Raw genomic sequence first — 16698 nt, 5'->3', positions numbered from 1 at the left:
GAGGTAAAATTTGGTGCTGTTGTCGGCGAAAATTCCAGGATGCAAGACGGTTATAGTGTAAAAACCTTGCACTTGTTGGGTCGAAAAATGGCTGGAAACCCAAATCTTGTCTACCTTACACGCTTATGCAGCAAGCCCTAAGTAAAGGTGCGTTAGCGTAGCGTAACGCACCCTACTATTGGGGGCGAGATTGTTACCGTTAAATCGGGCGTAAGGTGTAATCCATCAAAATTCAATACCGGGTTGCGCCTTAACATTTTGCTCCCGCAGCGGATGCTTCACCAGTGTCATTTCGGTGACTAAATCTGCCTGTTCAATTAATGGTTTCGGTGCGCCTCGTCCGGTTAAAATAACGTGAGACATGGCGGGCTTTTCTGCTAACCCTGCCAATACTTGCTCAACATTTAAATATCCCAGTTTTAACGCCACATTCACTTCATCCAATAGCACTAAGCGAAACTCTGGGTTGCGGATAAACTCCAGCGCCTTTTCCCAGGCGGCTTCGGCTTTGCTGATATCTCGTTCCCGATCTTGTGTTTCCCAGGTAAACCCCTCACCCATCGCATGAAATTCCAACTGAGGTATCTCCCCATTGGCGGCGACTGTCCACGGCGCAAACGCCGCCTTCTCTGCGGGTTCCCAGGCGCCCTTGATGAACTGGACGATCGCCACCCGATACCCATGACCGAGCGATCGCAAAACCATCCCTAGGGCGGCTGTTGTCTTCCCCTTGCCATTCCCCGTGTTTACAATAATTAACCCTTTCTCCCTTGACGCTTGCGCCAGACGTTGTTCCTGAACCTGCTTGCGTCGCTGCATTTTCTGGCGGTACTGTTCTGAGGTTAACCCAGAAGTGTTCTCAGATTGCTCAAATTCGCTGGATTCCCTGTGGGAACTGGTTTTCATCGCCAATTACTCAAGACTTATGACAAAGAATTTATAACTAACTGTAACAGTTCTTGACAAAGTGACAAAATAAAGCGGAACGGAATGATAGCATTCCCTAAATGCCCTATTTTCTTATACACGATTGAGAGAGACAGTTATGGCAGAAGAAGAAAACATGCAGGAACATGAACAGGAACAGCCTCCTGAGGCTCCCGCTGCAGCAGGACAGCCTACTCTATCTGGCAAACCTCCCCTCTTTGGCGGTAGCACCGGTGGCTTGCTGACGAAAGCCCAAGTTGAAGAAAAATATGCGATCACTTGGACTAGCTCTAAAAAGCAAGTCTTTGAAATGCCCACGGGTGGTGCAGCGATCATGAATGAAGGGGAAAACCTGCTGTATCTGGCTCGTAAGGAGCAGTGTCTGGCGTTGGGAACCCAGTTGCGGACGCAATATAAACCCAAGATTGAAGACTACAAGATCTACCGGATTTATCCCAGTGGTGAAATCCAGTATCTGCACCCCGCAGATGGAGTCTTCCCCGAGAAAGTCAACGAAGGGCGTCCCTTTGTCGGTAAGATTGACCGCAAGATCGGTAAGAACCCCGAACCTGTTACCCTCAAGTTCAGCGGAAAGGCGACTTACGAAGTCTAATCGCTGACCCGTATTAGGCAACTGAATACTCATTCAGGATAGCGGGTTAACGGGTTACTGACGGGCGCTGCACTGGTTAATCGGTTGCTGGTCTGTTAATTTGTTTGAAGGTTGTTCGTTCATCTCGGTGAACGGTTCAACCTTCAATTTGGTAATAGGGGAAGTGTTGACGGTGTAGGGGCGGGTTTCACTACTATCGTTTATTGCTTCACCCATAAGTAACTAAACCCGCCCTGACCAACCCTTCCTCATCTCCCCCATCTTCCTCATCATTCATCCCTCCCATTGAAGCCTATGATATTACCTGAGTTTTCTCAATTTTGCACCCTGTCTCAACAGGGTAATTTTGTACCCGTTTACCAAGAGTGGGTGGCAGATTTAGAAACTCCGGTGTCGGCTTGGTATAAAGTCTGTGCGGGTCAACCCTATAGTTTTCTCCTGGAATCCGTGGAAGGGGGAGAAAATGTGGGACGCTACAGTTTGTTGGGGTGTGATCCGTTATGGGTGTTAGTTGCACGGGGCGATCGCACGACGCAGACGCACCGCAATGGTACGGTGACGGAGTTTGAGGGGAATCCTTTTGAGGCGTTAACGGATTGCCTTAGCCCCTATCATCCGGTTAAATTGCCCCAATTACCACCCGGAATTGGTGGGTTATTTGGATTTTGGGGGTATGAGTTGATTCGCTGGATTGAACCGCGAGTCCCGGTTTATTCCCCCTCGGATCAGGATTTGCCGGATGGATTGTGGATGCAGGTGGATAACCTGATTATTTTTGATCAGGTGAAGCGCAAAATTTGGGCGATCGCCTACGCGGATTTACGGGAGGCGAATGGGGACTTGGAATCGGCTTATCAGCAAGCCTGCGATCGCGTCAAGACATTAGTCCACAAGCTGCAACTTCCTTTATCCAGTAAAGATACGGTTTTGGAATGGACGCCGCCAGGAACCGCGACACAGCCGTTAAACTATACCAGCAACACCGAAAAGGAACAGTTTTGTGCCAATGTCCAAAAAGCTAAAGACTATATCCGTGCGGGTGATATCTTTCAAGTGGTTCTCTCCCAACGGCTTGCGGCTGACTATCAGGGTGATCCCTTTGCTTTATACCGTTCCCTGCGTCTGATTAATCCCTCGCCGTATATGGCGTATTTTAATTTTGGTGATTGGCAATTAATTGGGTCAAGTCCGGAAGTGATGGTGAAAGCCAGCCGATTAACCAGCGGAAAACTCCAAGCCACCCTGCGTCCCATCGCCGGAACTCGTCGCCGAGGTGAAACACTTCAGGAAGATGAAGCGTTGGCGCAAGATTTACTGCACGATCCCAAAGAAGTTGCCGAACACGTTATGTTGGTGGATCTGGGACGTAATGACTTGGGGCGAGTTTGTACCAGTGGAACGGTAACCGTTGATGAGTTAATGCTTATCGAGCGCTATTCCCATGTCATGCACATTGTTAGTAATGTGGTAGGAGAACTGGCTGACACTAAAACAGCGTGGGAGTTACTCAAAGCCTGCTTTCCCGCCGGAACCGTCAGTGGTGCGCCGAAAATTCGGGCGATGGAAATCATCCACGAATTGGAACCAGAACGGCGGGGTGCTTATTCTGGGGTCTATGGCTGGTATGATTTTGAAGGGCAACTCAATAGCGCGATCGCGATTCGCACTATGGTCGTTCGTCCGCATCCCTCTGGTACACATACAGTATCGGTGCAAGCGGGTGCTGGTTTAGTGGCTGACTCTAACCCAGAAAAAGAATACGAAGAAACCCTGAATAAAGCCAGAGGCTTATTAGAAGCCATTCGTTGTTTAAGTTAACACCAATGGAATCCTATCACCTTTAGATCTCGTGTAGGGGCGACTTCTTGCACAAATTAATAACTAGGGTCTGCTTTAGGGAGTTTTGTGGTGAGGGGAGGGAACAGGGAACAGGGAACAGGGAACAGTTTCAACCCCCTGATGGGGGAAGATTCTGCTTAAGCATCCTCGAAAAATACCAGGATTTCCAGCTTATGGGTTTCTTTCGCCTTGCACCTGATGCACCTTTAATCATGCCCTAACCCTTTATTTGTAAGGGTTTCAGGCTTGTGCAGCAAGCCCTAACTATGTCTACTCAATAGAGGTTACTTTCCGAGGGTAAATCGGCTTATACTAGTGGTTAACTCTCGTTAAGAAGGTCTAGAGCCTACAACTTTAGAGAGAACGAGATAATACAACTTGAGAGAGAAATTTAAGATTAATTTTTGAGTTATAACTATACTAGACTTAGCTGGAAGCGGAATTAGGGGTCTTGCCGATTTGATTGAACAAGCAGATTGTCTGATCAATTCTGACTATTGAAAATTTTTATATCCGGTTAGTTGCCCAAAAAGGTGGAATAAAGAGCAGTGTAGTTTTCATGTAGATGAAAAAATACTTTGAGGTAGATGACATGCAAAATAAACAAGCTGATGATTTTTATTTGAACCAAAATTTAAGCTCCCGGCAAACTATTAATACAGAACAACCATCCCAATATCCATTTTCGACAAATTCACCAAAAGGCAATTCGTCATCTTTTGAGGAAAATGGAGGCTTATTACTGATGCCCCTAAGCCTTATGGTAATGGCTTGGGTGGTCTTAATTTTAGTACGGTCAAATTTATTAAAATCATTCCGGAATCGATTAAAGCCCATCAAAGGATTACATCAGGTTCCTTGTTTAAATTGTAAATATTTTAAAAATGATCCCTATCTGAAGTGTGCTGTAAATCCATGTACGGTATTAACGGAAGAAGCTGCCAATTGTTCTGACTATTCCTCAAAAGATAGCCAATAATTGTCTCAGGGATTACGGGGAAAGCCAGAAGGTTCCAGGGCAGAGGATAGAAGGCTCCACGGAAAAAGAAGTCAACGTCGATCCTCCTTTCTGATAAACTGGCGTTGGAAGTCTGCCGCCAACATACCAATGTCAACGATGTGGACAGAGATAGCTGCCCAGATTAGCCAAGTCACAGGCAAACCCTTTGAAGTCGTAAATCGCCGTTCGGTGAGTGGCGGCTGCATTAATCAGGGTTGTGCGTTAATCGGTGACGATGCTACCTATTTTGTCAAGACTAACCAAGCCTCTCAAGTCAGTATGTTTGAAGCAGAGGCGTTGGGATTAAAGCAAATGCTAGATACCCATACGATTCGAGTTCCGCAACCCATCGTCTATGGTGTCGCTGGAAATTCGGCGTATATTGTCCTAGAGTGGCTGGAATTTGGCAGTGGGAATAGTGAATCCTGGGTAGAAATGGGACGCCAGCTAGCGGCGATGCATCAGGCGACTCTGCCTCAAGGGAAAGACGGGCGATTTGGTTGGAATCAAAACAACACCATTGGTTCTACGCCACAAATTAACGATTGGATGGATGATTGGGCAGAATTCTTTGCCGAACATCGATTAGGATACCAATTCAAACTAGCACGGCGTCGCGGGGGACATTTTCCGGGACAAGATAAATTATTGGCAAAAGTTCCTGAATTGTTGGATCATCAACCCAAACCCTCTTTGATTCACGGGGATTTGTGGGGGGGAAATGCTGCTGTTACTACATCAGGGGAACCTGTACTGTTAGATCCGGCAACTTATGTCGGCGATCGCGAAGCGGATATTGCCATGACAGAATTGTTTGGGGGCTTTCCGGCGGCGTTCTATCGGGGGTATAACCAAGTGTGGCAGTTAGATTCGGGGTATAAGCAGCGCAAAACCTTGTACAACTTGTACCATATCATCAATCACTTCAATCTTTTTGGTGGTGGGTATGGATCGCAAGCCAATCGGATGATTGAGCAAATTATTGGATGAGATTCGGTTAAGTTGACACCAAGGAAGGCTTGCCCCCAATTTAACCGTAAAATCTCACACTCCGGCGACTAATACCAAGTTGCAGTGAAAGAGGTAATCTGTCATGCTGAGTAGAGTCCGGAGCGAAGCGGAGGAACGAAACGAAGCATCTGCGGAACCCTACAATAAGGGAATTTCCACCACAAACTCTGTACCGCATCCGGGTGCGGAGAAGCAATGTAAATTTCCCCCATGTTTGTCTACGACAATTTGATAGCTAATCGATAATCCTAACCCTGTTCCTTCTCCTACAGGTTTTGTGGTAAAAAATGGGTCGAAAATTTGTTCCTTGATGTGTTCAGCAATGCCACAACCATTATCAGCAATGTGGATCAATACAGAATTGCGCTCCGATAATTCAGTCCGAATCCATATCGTCGGCGTAGGAGCATGATCAGGAAAAGAGAGTTCTGTTGATGCTGAACCCTTATTCTTATCCGCTTGTTCATCCCCGGAATTAAGAGCATCAATGGCATTATTCAGCAAATTCATAAAGACTTGATTGAGTTGTCCTGGATAACAGTCTACAGATGGCAACTTGCCATAGTCTTTGACGACTTGGATAGTAGAAGCGTCCGGCTTTAAGCGGTGCTGCAAAATTAACAGCGTATTCTCCATCCCTTGTTCAATATCCATGCATTTGCGTTCAGCTTCATCCAGGCGCGAGAAATTCTTTAGGCTGCTAACTAACGTTTCCAGACGGTTAACCCCGAATTGCATGGAACTAAGAAGTTTGGGCAAATCTTCTCGGAGAAATTCGATATCAATGTCCTCAGTTAAGGTTTCAATTTCTGGTGCAGGTTGGGGATAGTGCTGTTCATAGAGTTGCACTAACTCCAATAAATCTTGAGCATATTGATTGGCATGATCAATATTCCCAGAGATAAACGTAATCGGATTATTAATTTCATGAGCAATTCCTGCTACTAACTGTCCCAAACTCGACATTTTTTCATTTTGAATCAGTTTAAGTTGAGTCTGTTTAAGTTCACGCAGAGTTTTTTCAAGCTGGGTGGCTTTTTCCTTCAAGTTTGTTTCCGACTCTCGCAAGGCGGCTTCAGCGGCTTGGCGTTCCTTGAGTTCAGCCGAGACTTGCTCAAACAATGCCGCTTGCTGAATTGCCATGCTTAACTGAATACTAAGTTTTCGCACACATTCAATTTCCTGTTGCTGCCATTGTCGCACTTCCGAACAGTGATGGGCAACCAGTAATCCCCAGAGCTTTTTACCTTGTAGAATAGGGGCGACTAAGCTAGCCTGAACCTGAAGATTTTCAAGTAATTCAATGTGACAGGGGCTTAAATTGGCGTTGTAGATATCGTCAATAACTCGAATATAACCGTCTTGATAGAGAAGCGATGTCACGTCAGGATTCTTAAAAAAATTGTCCTCAATGGTTGTGCCAACAATTCTCATCCACCCACCGCCAACTGACTCCACATCAACGGTTCCTGCCCAATCTGGGTCAAACCGATAAATCAGAGTGCGATCGCACTTTATAAATTTTCGCACTTCTGCGACGGCTGTATTCAGGACTTCATTCAGATTCAAGGATTGGTTAATTCGCTGATTTATACAGCTCAAAAGCCGTTCTTGCTTGGCTTGTTGCTTTAATTGCTGTTCAGTTCGTTTGTTTTGGGTAATGTCACGGAATGACCAAATTCTGCCGTAGCACGTTCCTGTAGCCGATAAAGCTGGCGTGGAATAAAGCTCGAAAATTCGTCCATCAGTTAGCTGAATTTCATCCTTATGAGTTAGTGGCGGATGCTGTTCCAGATATTCGACTTTACTAAACACTTTTAGCGGTTCAGCAATTAAGGGCAACACACATTCTAAAAATTCCTCTTTATCGGAGGATTTCATCATGTCATCAGGAACCTGCCACATTTGGCAAAAGCGAGAATTGTGATTAATGATTTGACCATTGGGAGCAATGACAATGACACCATCCGGATCAGCTTCTTGTTGCGCCTTTAATAAAGCATGATTGCGCTGAAGTTCCTCTTGGGCTTGCTTTTGAGATGTAATATCAGTCTGAACGCCAACAAAATAGATCACGCGCCCCTTGGCGTCTCGAATCGGTGAGATCGCTAGCTCATTCCAAAAGGGTGTCCCATCTTTGCGATAATTCTTAAGGACTACCTTCACCTCTTGCTCAGTTCGTAGAGCCTGACGGATTTGCTCAACCACCTGCGGATCAGTATCGACTCCTTGCAGGAAGCGGCAATTGCGTCCAACCACCTCTTGACGGGAATAGCCAGTAATTCTCTCAAAAGCGGGATTGCAATAGACAATTGGCAAATCCGGTTGGCAAGCATCGCTGAGGACAATGCCACAGCTTGCTGCACCGAGGATACGCTCATCTAAGCAAAGTGGTTCCACAGACAATTTATCCGGGGTACGGGTATCGAAAAGGCGACTTGTTGAGGGCTGATAGAGGTGGGAAATCATGGCAGTAAGTCAGCAACGTGTAATATATGCAGGGGTCGAGGCGTATTCTCCTTAATTTAAAAACGCCTCACAATAGATTCAATACACCCAAAGGATGAATTTACAGAACTTTACAGATTATTTAATATAAAGATTCGGTAACAACACCCTGTTTTATCCGGACAAGAGTCAGTAGAGAAAGCCTGCACCCTATATGGTTACTGTCTGGAGGGAGATTTAGACTAGAATGCTAGAGCAAAAGGTGTGATCGTTGAAATGACTGCTCCAACCTTACCATCTAAAAAATTTCTCCAACCCATTGATCGTCTGGCTTTGATAATCATGGTAGTGTTAAGTCTGTTTATTGGCATCGTGCTATTGACAGGCGATACCACTCGACCTAGAGTTAGGGATTTCAGTTGGCAGGACAAATACGTCAGTGCAGAGGATACGGCGTTTATTCTAACCTTTAGCCGTCCGATGAACCACGCCAGCGTAGAAGCGAATCTCAAAATCACGCCAGTTTTGCCAGAGGGTGAGGTGAGTCCCTCAGAGATACCGCCAATCGAGGGCAAGATTAGCTGGGCGGGGCGAAAAATGGCGTATACGTTGCTTTCGCCGATTCCCTATGGTAATGACTATCAGGTTCAGCTTCAGGGGGCAAAGGAGAAAATACCAGGAGTTGAAGAAGAAGGTACCGTCATGGAACCGTTTCAGGCAACCTTTCACAGTCGCGATCGCGCGTTTGCTTACATTGGCGTTGAAGGGGAAGAACAAGGGCGGTTAATTCTCTATAATCTCACCCAACAGCAAAAAACGCTGCTGACACCTGCTGATCTGGTGGTACTGGACTTTCAGCCCTATCCGGGGAGCGATCGCATTTTATTTTCCGCTAATGATCGCCAAAATCAGGCAAAGGGGTTACTCACGGCACAACTGTACACCGTAACCACAGGACTATCGTTTCCCTCGCCAAATCAGCGTTCTCCGGCTCAGCAAACCCCTGGTAAGCTGGATTTGGTATTAGATAGCGAAAACTATCAAAATCTGCAATTTGACTTATCCAGAGACGGACAAATCATTGTGGTACAGCGAGTGAATCGAGAAGATCCTGCTGACTTTGGTCTGTGGATGATCCCCGCTGATGGCGAACCCCAACCCTTAGAGAATCAGCCCGGTGGGGAATTTGTAATTGCCCCAGATAGTGCCTCATTAGCCGTAGCCCAAGGACAAGGGGTGGCGATTCTGCCCTTAAACGCCGACGCCGAACCCCTAGACTTTCTGCCCAAATTTGGTCAAGTTCTCAGCTTTGCCAGCGATGGTGCAGCAGCGACAATGGTGAAATTTAACACCGACTACACGCGATCGCTGTTTTTGGTCAATAATCAGGGAACTGAGGAAGAACTCCTCCGCACAACCGGTTCGATTGTCAACTGTGAGTTCGCCCCCAGTCAGGAAACCCTCTATTGTCTCCTGACGCAACTGATTCAAGGGGAAGAGTATCGCGAGGAACCCTTTATCGCCGCCGTTAATCTCGACACTGAACCCGATAGTGAGGAGAGTCCAATACAACCCTTAGTCGTTCTGCCAGAACAGCGTGATATTCAACTGAGTTTATCCCCAGATGGTTTAGCCTTATTATTCGATCAGGTAGCCACCCGACCCGCCTCAGCCATTGACAGTTTAAGGAACGACGAAGGACAAGCGATCGCCACCGGGCGTCTTTGGCTATTGCCCTTAGATGAATCTATAACCTCAGAAACACCCGTACAACTCCAACCTGAGCCATTATTACCAGGATTCCTCCCCCACTGGCTACCCTGATTAGGGTGTCGGGTGTCGGGAAAAATTGAACCCCAATCCGCGATCGCCAATTGAGGGAGATGAGAAACCTGTAGGGGCGGGTTTCACTACTATCATTTGTGGTCACCCGAATGTAACTAAACCCGCCCCGACCTAGCCGTTAAATTACCACAAATGCCAAATGACAAATGACCAATGACCAATGACCAATGACCAATGACAAATGACCAACTTTAACTTAACCACGCCGGATGAGATAGCAACGTGGCAATAACCCGGACACCGCGTAGCTGATTAGAAAGCGGCAGATGACCTTTCGGGGCGCTGAGATCCCAGGTAAACTCATTGGGGTATCGAGTCCAGCTATTCCCGGACTTCCAGCCAATTTTGGGCCACAGTTTTTCCCAGTTTTTGCCCACAGCAAGCCAAAGTTCCCGCTGCACAGAAAATCCAAATTTACCTTGAGAGTGAATCACCCACAGGGTATTAATTGTCTGTAAATCGGGAATCGGGAACTTCTCCACTTCGGAAAAGTACAACCATTTGCGCTGTAGAGCAGCAGACCCAGCCAAATCACAAAGTTTCTCTAATGTCAACCTATCCGCTGCCTGAAACTCTTGCTCGGCAAGTAACTGTTGTAGAGGAGCGTAGTCAATATCCCGTTCAGACAATAGGGGAACAATTCCTGTCGGAAAATGGCTTTGTAGGAACTCCTCTGTTTTGGCAGTCTTTGCCTGATAAAGGGCTTGGTATGCCAGACCGGAACTGAGACTGGGAGGGGTTGAGGATTGCGCTTGCAGAAAGTCCATCAAAACATCTAAACCAGCATCCCCCTGATTCACCAGTTCGGGAATGAGCTGAAGTTGTTTTTTCTCAGAACTCGACCCAAGTTGGCTACTCAACTCGGCAAGCTGATTAGAGGTTTCGGGTACGGAGGCAGTCGTTTGGTCTATCATGAAGCGACGTGTTTGAAGTTGCGGCAACTAATCCTATTGTCGAGGCAAAGTGGCTCGCTTGAACGCCTGAAACTGTAAAATTGAAAAAATTACTTGAGAACGTTGGTCTAGAAACCGCTCCCCAATCTTCCCCAGCTTCCCCAGATTCCCCAGCTTCCCCAACTCCCTCATCTCCCCCATCTCCCTCATCTCCCCCGCCTTCCTACCCATTGCTCGGAGGTTGATAACCATTTTCATAGGCAAAACGAATAAGCTGAGCGCGGTTCCCCAGCTTTAACTTATTAAGAATACTACTTAGGTGGGTTTGAACAGTACGTGGACTAATAAACAAGCGATTGCTGATTTGCTTATTCGTCAATCCTTGAATTACTTCCCAAAACACTCGTTCTTCTGCAGGTGTCAACGGTAAAGGCGTAGGGGTGACAGTTTCTTCTTCCTGGGGAGCTGAAACCTCGGTCGCTTGAGCGGTTTTGGCTTGGTTCGCTAACTCCGTGACAGCGGAACTGGCATTAAGCTGCATCAACTGAACAATCAGAGCATGGATACGACGGGTTCTCTCAAGCTGAGCCTCAATTTTAGCCGCCAATTCTCTAGGATTAACCGGCTTAATCAGATAATCATCCGCGCCGATGGAGTGACCGTGAATCCGGTCTTCTAGTTCTCCTTTGCCAGATAGAAAAATAAAAGGCATCAGTTGACCAGAGGGAGTCGCCCTCAGACGACGGCAAAATTCAATTCCATCCATCTCGGGCATCATCACATCAGACACCACCAAGTCGGGTGGATTTTTGACACAAGCCTCCAAAGCTTCTGCCCCAGAACTCACCTGTTCAACCTGATATCCTATATTTTCCAGGGCGCGTGTCAAAGTAATGCGTAATGTTCTATCATCATCAACCACTAAAATTTTTTTCATCGTTGGTCATCAGTCATGGGTCAAAAGGTTGAAGGTTAAGGTGGTGAGACGCTTCCCTCAGAACGTCCTTCCTTGGGCAAGAAGCGTCCAGGCAGGAGCAGGAATCAGGAGCAAAAAAATCAGTGTTGGTATTAGCCTAGCGACTTCAGTAGCGTATTGCCACAACCCTTGAGCAGAAGCCAGCCGGAGGACAGATGAACCAACCATCTGTTATCGGCTATCCTATCCTACTGTCGGGTTGACGCCGAGCGACGCTCTATCGAGTGACAGACTGTACCACGATAGCCAACAGAGATGCTTTATTCCAGCATAATAGTTGAGTTCAGCGAGTGTCTAAACGCTAGACTATCGAGTCCAAGCTTGTAGCTATACCCCTAAAGAACGGCGACGCCATGTAGAGGTAGCCGTCGTTCTGCAAGATCTCAATAGCATGGTACGTAGAGGAATAAAAGAGAAATCCTAGCCTATTTTTTGTAGTATTGGATACTTTTTTTGGAGATACCTCCGTCCTGCATCAGTTTGGTCAGCGACTGAAGCTGTGCCTTTTATAAGGGGTAATGGGTAATGGGTAACTCATGAAACGTCTGTTATATTTGTTACCAATTCTTTGCTATTTTTGTCCTCATTCGACAGCAATCTGCAAAAAAACTTAATAAAGTTCCCAGTCGCCAAGAGATCTGGTAACTTTTTCGGAGCATCAATAATTGTGATGCTGATTTTAACCTTAGCCAAAGAGTTTTATGTACGAAAAAATCACACCTCCAGATACAGGGTCTCGCATTACCTTCGAGGATGGAAAACCCATCGTTCCTGATGATCCGATTATTCCCTTCATTCGAGGAGATGGTACAGGGGTTGATATTTGGCCCGCCACCCAAAAGGTCATTGATGCGGCGGTGCAAACGGCGTATGGTGGGAAGCGGAACATTACCTGGTTTAAAATTTATGCTGGGGATGAAGCCTGCGACAAGTACGGCACGTATCAATATTTACCGGAAGACACCTTAACCGCGATTAAAGAATACGGCGTTGCGATTAAGGGACCCTTAACCACACCAATCGGTGGAGGTATTCGTTCGCTCAACGTCGCCCTGCGTCAAATTAATGACCTCTATGCCTGCGTGCGTCCCTGCAAATACTACTCAGGGACACCCTCGCCCCACAAACAACCCGAGAAACTAGATTTGATTATCTACCGGGAAAACACAGAAGACATCTACCTGGGAATTGAGTGGCGTCAGGGAACCGAAATTGCCGACAAACTGATTTCGATGCTCAATCAGGATTTGATTCCAGCAACACCCGAACATGGCACAAAACAGATTCGCCTTGACTCAGGGATTGGGATTAAACCTATCAGTAAAACCGGTACTCAACGCCTGGTTCGTCGCGCCATTGAACGTGCCTTAAGCTTACCTAAAGCCAAGCAAATGGTTACCTTGGTGCATAAGGGTAATATTATGAAATACACCGAAGGTGCATTTCGAGACTGGGGGTATGAACTCGCGACCACAGAATTCCGGGCGCAATGCGTTACCGAACGCGAATCGTGGATTCTCAGCAATAAAGAACATAAGCCGGATATCAGCCTCGAAGACAATGCCCGTAAGGTTGAACCCGGTTACGATGCTTTGACACCGGAAAAGCGGGCTGAAGCGACAGCAGAAGTCGAAAGTGTTCTCAATGCCATCTGGGACACCCACGGCAATGGTCAGTGGAAAGAAAAAGTCATGGTCAATGACCGGATTGCGGACAGTATTTTCCAACAAATCCAAACTCGCCCGGATGAATACTCGATTCTGGCAACGATGAACCTGAATGGGGATTATCTGTCCGACGCAGCGGCTGCCCTAGTGGGGGGTTTAGGCATGGGACCCGGTGCCAATATTGGTGACACCTGTGCCATTTTTGAAGCCACCCACGGCACAGCACCCAAGCACGCGGGTTTAGACCGAATTAACCCCGGTTCACTCATCCTATCTGCGGTGATGATGTTGGAATATATGGGCTGGCAAGAAGCGGCTGATTTAATTACACGGGGAATTGGTGGTGCTATTTCTAATCGGGAAGTAACTTATGACTTAGCCCGCATGATGACGCCACGGGTGGAGTCACCGTTGAAGTGTTCTGAATTTGCGGACGCAATTATTAAACACTTCTAACTCTATCAGGCAGGGCACGATGGTATCGTGCCCCTACCCAATCAATTATCTCATTGTGGTAGGGGCATGGCATTGCCGTGCCCTATTATCACCATCGTAGTCTTGAGATTGGGGGCAGGGCGGGTTTCATTGTCCAATTTGAGATCGGTCTCCTAATTTAATTCCTAAACCCGCCCCTACATGTTTGGGATGTACATTTAGAAGCTGCGATCGCCCTGGAAAACAGGGTAGGTTTTATTATCTGGTTTCCGGTTCATCTATCCATCTAATATCGTGGCAAACAATCTAACCTAGGGGCGGGTAATGGAACAAAATTAACGGATAAACCAATAACCTTCTCTCCCTAACGGGGAGCATTTAATTGTGAACGGTTTAGCTGACTCGGTTGTAACCCTGGTGTAATTGGTGTCGGATTATTTCCGGCGCTAGGAATGCTATTCGATGGAGTCGAATATTGTCCAACATTAGCGGAGTTAGCAGGTGCAGTTGGCATCACCGGAGAGGAGGTGACACCCGTTGCTGGGACTGGAGGGGCAGGAACTAAGGGATACATGGGCTGTCCAGCACCGTTGTAAACCGATGCATTCGGTGTCACCCCTGTTGGATAGGTGGGCTGTCCGGCACCATTGTAACCAGAGACCGTCGGTACAGAAGCCGGAGGGTAGCTAGGCTGTATCATCCCACGGTTGGTTGTCGTCCTTGGTGTCGTTCGTGCTGGAACTCGGGTTTGTTCACTCGTCCTAGAGGTTGGCACGGTTTGACTTGGACTTGTATCAGAACGTTGAGTCAGTTGCTCAGAATTTTGATTGCTCGTTTGAGACGCCTCAGTTCCTGACACCTCAGTCAATTCTTGGAAAGCATTCGCAGAAGTCGTTTCTGAGTTTGACGACGAAGGCTCCGAACTTAACATATTCGGGTCAGGAAAGAGTCCCTTCCCCGATAAAATATCCCCCATGAGAAAGTCTCGTGAGGCTTTGGCGAAGGGATTGCTGGAGCTTGGTTTTGACTCAGCAGCGCTATTTAGGATTGAGGGAGTAGAGGTTGACGGCGGTTTGGATGCCGATGCGGTCAAGGAATTTTTTTTGTCTCCGGGCTTCTGGTTCGGTAGATTAGCCAATGCTAAAGCATTCTGTTGGTCAAATTCCTCGATCAGGACTGCCGAACTGTCAATATCTGCCATGTTAGCGGCAAGTTCTTCAGCCGAAAGCGTTGTCTCATCCGTTGAGTTCTCAAATTGCTCGCGGATTGGGTCTTCTTCCAAAAAACTCAACCAATTGGGATTCTGCCAAAATTCCCAGACAAACAGCACGATTAAGCCAAAGCCCATGACTGATAGCCAAAATTTGGGTTCTCTTAAGGGGTGAAGTCGGGCTTTTAAATAGCGCAGATACGCAGGCACTTGATTGGGAGATGACATAGCGCAAGCCGATAGTATGATTTGACAAAAATTGAACGAACCGAGTCAGAATAAGTCGGATAATGTAACTTTTGTTACAGAAATAATTTAAAGGATTGATTTTTTCTGAGTAAACGGTTGGTTCTGTAGTGCAACCCACTAATTATATCTAATGTGATAGACTCTGCGACTCACCCGTTCGGACAGGTTATAGCACAATGCTGTTCGGTTGAGCTGACTTAAGCCCTCAACTAAAGTTGGGGCTAAAAGCACCAAACCCGTTTCAACGGGTTCAAAGAGTTAGTCCTTCACACAGAAGATTTTCCCCACACCCCACACCCCCACACCCGACACCCTAACCACCTTTCCGAAGAGTCACCCCTTCAAGTTGAGGGGTTTGGAGACCAAACCCCTACTATCGGGCGGCTCGAATTAATAAAAATCCGCCAACCGCAAATCCCATCAGATTGGGCAACCACGCCGAGATTAAGGGCGGGAGGTAGTTACTCAATCCCAGAGCATCTCCGATCGCCATTAGCATATAATACGCGAAAATCACTAACACGCTAATCCCGAAGCCTGTCGCTTTACTGGTACGCTGAGGTCGATTGCCTAATGATCCCCCGACTAAGCCAAAAACGACGCAAGCAAAGGGTAAGGCAAATTTTTGACTGATGCGGATTTTCAGCTTGCGAACGTCCTCTTCATCCCCACTCTGGCGCTCTAACTCTAGCCGTTCTCTGGCTTGAGTGATGTTCATTTCATCGTAATCGCGGTCTTTTCTCGCCAAATCCAAGGGAATGCGAGGCAACTGTAGTTGTTGGTGTTCAAACCGCACGATGTTGCGGTAAGAGGCATCCGGTGACACTAAATAAATCGTACCGTTATAGAAATCCCAAGTGCTTTGCGCTATATTCCATATTGCGGAATCAGCGGTGACAATTTGGTTAAGACTTTGCTGAGACCAGTCGAGAATGGTTAAGCCCTTCATCCGCTCACCATCAAAATTTTGAGCGTAGAATAAGCGCTTGAGTGTTTTATCCTCTGCATATTCTCGATAGAAGATATTGCGCTCTTTGAAGGTGGGTTTTTCCTCTCCTAATGCCTTTTCTAAGGTTATCGTTGCTTGATAGTTAGAGGCGGGGACTACGTATTCATTAAATCCAAAGGTTACGCCAGTGACAATCAAACTCAGTAATAACGCGGGTAGCACTAGACGATAAATACTCACCCCGCAGCTTCGCAACGCAATCAGTTCACTGTCGCTAGAAAGACGGCTGTAAGTCAATAAGGTGGCTAACAAGACAGATGTAGGAAAAGCATACGCCATAAACTGAGGTAAACTCAACAGCAAAACCTTCAGCACCAATGTGGCTGGTAGTCCTTCATCCACCGCTCTCCGCATCAAGTCAAATAAGCTACCAATGGTTACCCCCACTGAGGAAAACATTCCCATCCCAAATAAAAATGGGGGAATGAGTTCGGTGATAATATAACGATCCATCACCGATACGCCAGGAATAAAGGAGAAAAGAGGTAGAGATTTACGGATCGTCATTCGTCATGCGTCTTATATCATTCGTCTTATGTTTATGTATGGGTTTGAGGGCTATTTACGAAACAGCGA

12 protein-coding genes are annotated in these 16698 nt (G+C 46.9%); 6 read left to right on the top strand and 6 right to left on the bottom strand.

The annotated features are described in order from the left end of the window. Positions 1-225: 225 nt before the first annotated feature. Positions 226-906 carry a cob(I)yrinic acid a,c-diamide adenosyltransferase gene (gene cobO, locus RID53_RS32150; RefSeq protein ID WP_446391962.1) on the bottom strand — a complete coding sequence of 227 codons (681 nt, stop codon included), beginning with the start codon at positions 904-906 and terminating at the stop codon, positions 226-228. A 157-nt stretch (positions 907-1063) separates the two neighbouring features. Here cobO and psaD point away from each other — a divergent pair, with 157 nt between their 5' ends. The 4 genes from psaD (at position 1064) to RID53_RS32130 (ending at position 5369) form a co-directional block, all read left to right on the top strand. Then, positions 1064-1540, top strand: a complete 477-nt coding sequence (psaD, locus tag RID53_RS32145) for a photosystem I reaction center subunit II (RefSeq protein ID WP_446391965.1) — start codon at positions 1064-1066, stop codon at positions 1538-1540. A 294-nt stretch (positions 1541-1834) separates the two neighbouring features. Next, the gene (trpE, locus tag RID53_RS32140) at positions 1835-3358 is read left to right on the top strand and encodes an anthranilate synthase component I (protein WP_446391961.1); all 1524 of its coding nucleotides are present in this window, start codon (positions 1835-1837) and stop codon (positions 3356-3358) included. A 613-nt stretch (positions 3359-3971) separates the two neighbouring features. Next, complete coding sequence (locus RID53_RS32135; protein WP_446391960.1) at positions 3972-4358, top strand: hypothetical protein; 387 nt, start codon at positions 3972-3974, stop codon at positions 4356-4358. A 138-nt stretch (positions 4359-4496) separates the two neighbouring features. Beyond that, on the top strand, positions 4497-5369 hold the full coding sequence (locus RID53_RS32130) for a fructosamine kinase family protein (protein WP_446391964.1): 873 nt from the start codon (positions 4497-4499) through the stop codon (positions 5367-5369). A 159-nt stretch (positions 5370-5528) separates the two neighbouring features. On the opposite strand, the gene RID53_RS32125 is transcribed toward RID53_RS32130, so the two are convergent. After that, positions 5529-7859, bottom strand: coding sequence for a PAS domain-containing protein (locus RID53_RS32125; RefSeq protein WP_446391959.1), 2331 nt, complete (start codon positions 7857-7859; stop codon positions 5529-5531). 255 nt (positions 7860-8114) lie between these two features. On the opposite strand from RID53_RS32125, the gene RID53_RS32120 reads away from it, so the two are divergent. Next, the gene (locus RID53_RS32120) at positions 8115-9662 is read left to right on the top strand and encodes an Ig-like domain-containing protein (protein ID WP_446391958.1); all 1548 of its coding nucleotides are present in this window, start codon (positions 8115-8117) and stop codon (positions 9660-9662) included. 212 nt (positions 9663-9874) lie between these two features. Here RID53_RS32120 and RID53_RS32115 read toward each other — a convergent pair whose 3' ends face one another. Then, on the bottom strand, positions 9875-10597 hold the full coding sequence (locus tag RID53_RS32115; protein WP_446391957.1) for a GUN4 N-terminal ARM-like repeat domain-containing protein: 723 nt from the start codon (positions 10595-10597) through the stop codon (positions 9875-9877). Between the two features lie 202 nt (positions 10598-10799). Continuing rightward, positions 10800-11513: a response regulator transcription factor gene (locus tag RID53_RS32110; RefSeq protein ID WP_446391956.1), complete on the bottom strand. Its 714-nt coding sequence runs from the start codon at positions 11511-11513 to the stop codon at positions 10800-10802. Positions 11514-12253: 740 nt separating this feature from the next. Between RID53_RS32110 and RID53_RS32105 the strand changes: the two genes are divergently transcribed. Next, positions 12254-13675 carry an NADP-dependent isocitrate dehydrogenase gene (locus RID53_RS32105; RefSeq protein ID WP_446391955.1) on the top strand — a complete coding sequence of 474 codons (1422 nt, stop codon included), beginning with the start codon at positions 12254-12256 and terminating at the stop codon, positions 13673-13675. 343 nt (positions 13676-14018) lie between these two features. Here the strand turns inward: RID53_RS32105 and RID53_RS32100 are convergent, their stop codons facing one another. Then, positions 14019-15092 (bottom strand): hypothetical protein, encoded by a 1074-nt coding sequence (locus RID53_RS32100; protein ID WP_446391954.1) that lies wholly within the window; start codon positions 15090-15092, stop codon positions 14019-14021. Between the two features lie 394 nt (positions 15093-15486). Next, positions 15487-16629, bottom strand: coding sequence for an LptF/LptG family permease (locus RID53_RS32095; protein ID WP_446391953.1), 1143 nt, complete (start codon positions 16627-16629; stop codon positions 15487-15489). Positions 16630-16698 lie beyond the last annotated feature (69 nt).

It is taken from the genome of Coleofasciculus sp. B1-GNL1-01 (genome assembly GCF_040220235.1).
Classification (GTDB): Bacteria; Cyanobacteriota; Cyanobacteriia; order Cyanobacteriales; family Coleofasciculaceae; genus Coleofasciculus.
This window is presented reverse-complemented; position numbering and strand designations above follow the sequence as displayed.

Bases quoted from the DNA above. Each gene is read 5' to 3' on its own strand.
- cobO (WP_446391962.1), bottom strand. From the start codon at position 906: ATGAAAACCAGTTCCCACAGGGAATCCAGCGAATTTGAGCAATCTGAG.
- psaD (WP_446391965.1), top strand. From the start codon at position 1,064: ATGCAGGAACATGAACAGGAACAGCCTCCTGAGGCTCCCGCTGCAGCA.
- trpE (WP_446391961.1), top strand. From the start codon at position 1,835: ATGATATTACCTGAGTTTTCTCAATTTTGCACCCTGTCTCAACAGGGT.
- RID53_RS32135 (WP_446391960.1), top strand. From the start codon at position 3,972: ATGCAAAATAAACAAGCTGATGATTTTTATTTGAACCAAAATTTAAGC.
- RID53_RS32130 (WP_446391964.1), top strand. From the start codon at position 4,497: ATGTGGACAGAGATAGCTGCCCAGATTAGCCAAGTCACAGGCAAACCC.
- RID53_RS32125 (WP_446391959.1), bottom strand. From the start codon at position 7,859: ATGATTTCCCACCTCTATCAGCCCTCAACAAGTCGCCTTTTCGATACC.
- RID53_RS32120 (WP_446391958.1), top strand. From the start codon at position 8,115: ATGACTGCTCCAACCTTACCATCTAAAAAATTTCTCCAACCCATTGAT.
- RID53_RS32115 (WP_446391957.1), bottom strand. From the start codon at position 10,597: ATGATAGACCAAACGACTGCCTCCGTACCCGAAACCTCTAATCAGCTT.
- RID53_RS32110 (WP_446391956.1), bottom strand. From the start codon at position 11,513: ATGAAAAAAATTTTAGTGGTTGATGATGATAGAACATTACGCATTACT.
- RID53_RS32105 (WP_446391955.1), top strand. From the start codon at position 12,254: ATGTACGAAAAAATCACACCTCCAGATACAGGGTCTCGCATTACCTTC.
- RID53_RS32100 (WP_446391954.1), bottom strand. From the start codon at position 15,092: ATGTCATCTCCCAATCAAGTGCCTGCGTATCTGCGCTATTTAAAAGCC.
- RID53_RS32095 (WP_446391953.1), bottom strand. From the start codon at position 16,629: ATGACGATCCGTAAATCTCTACCTCTTTTCTCCTTTATTCCTGGCGTA.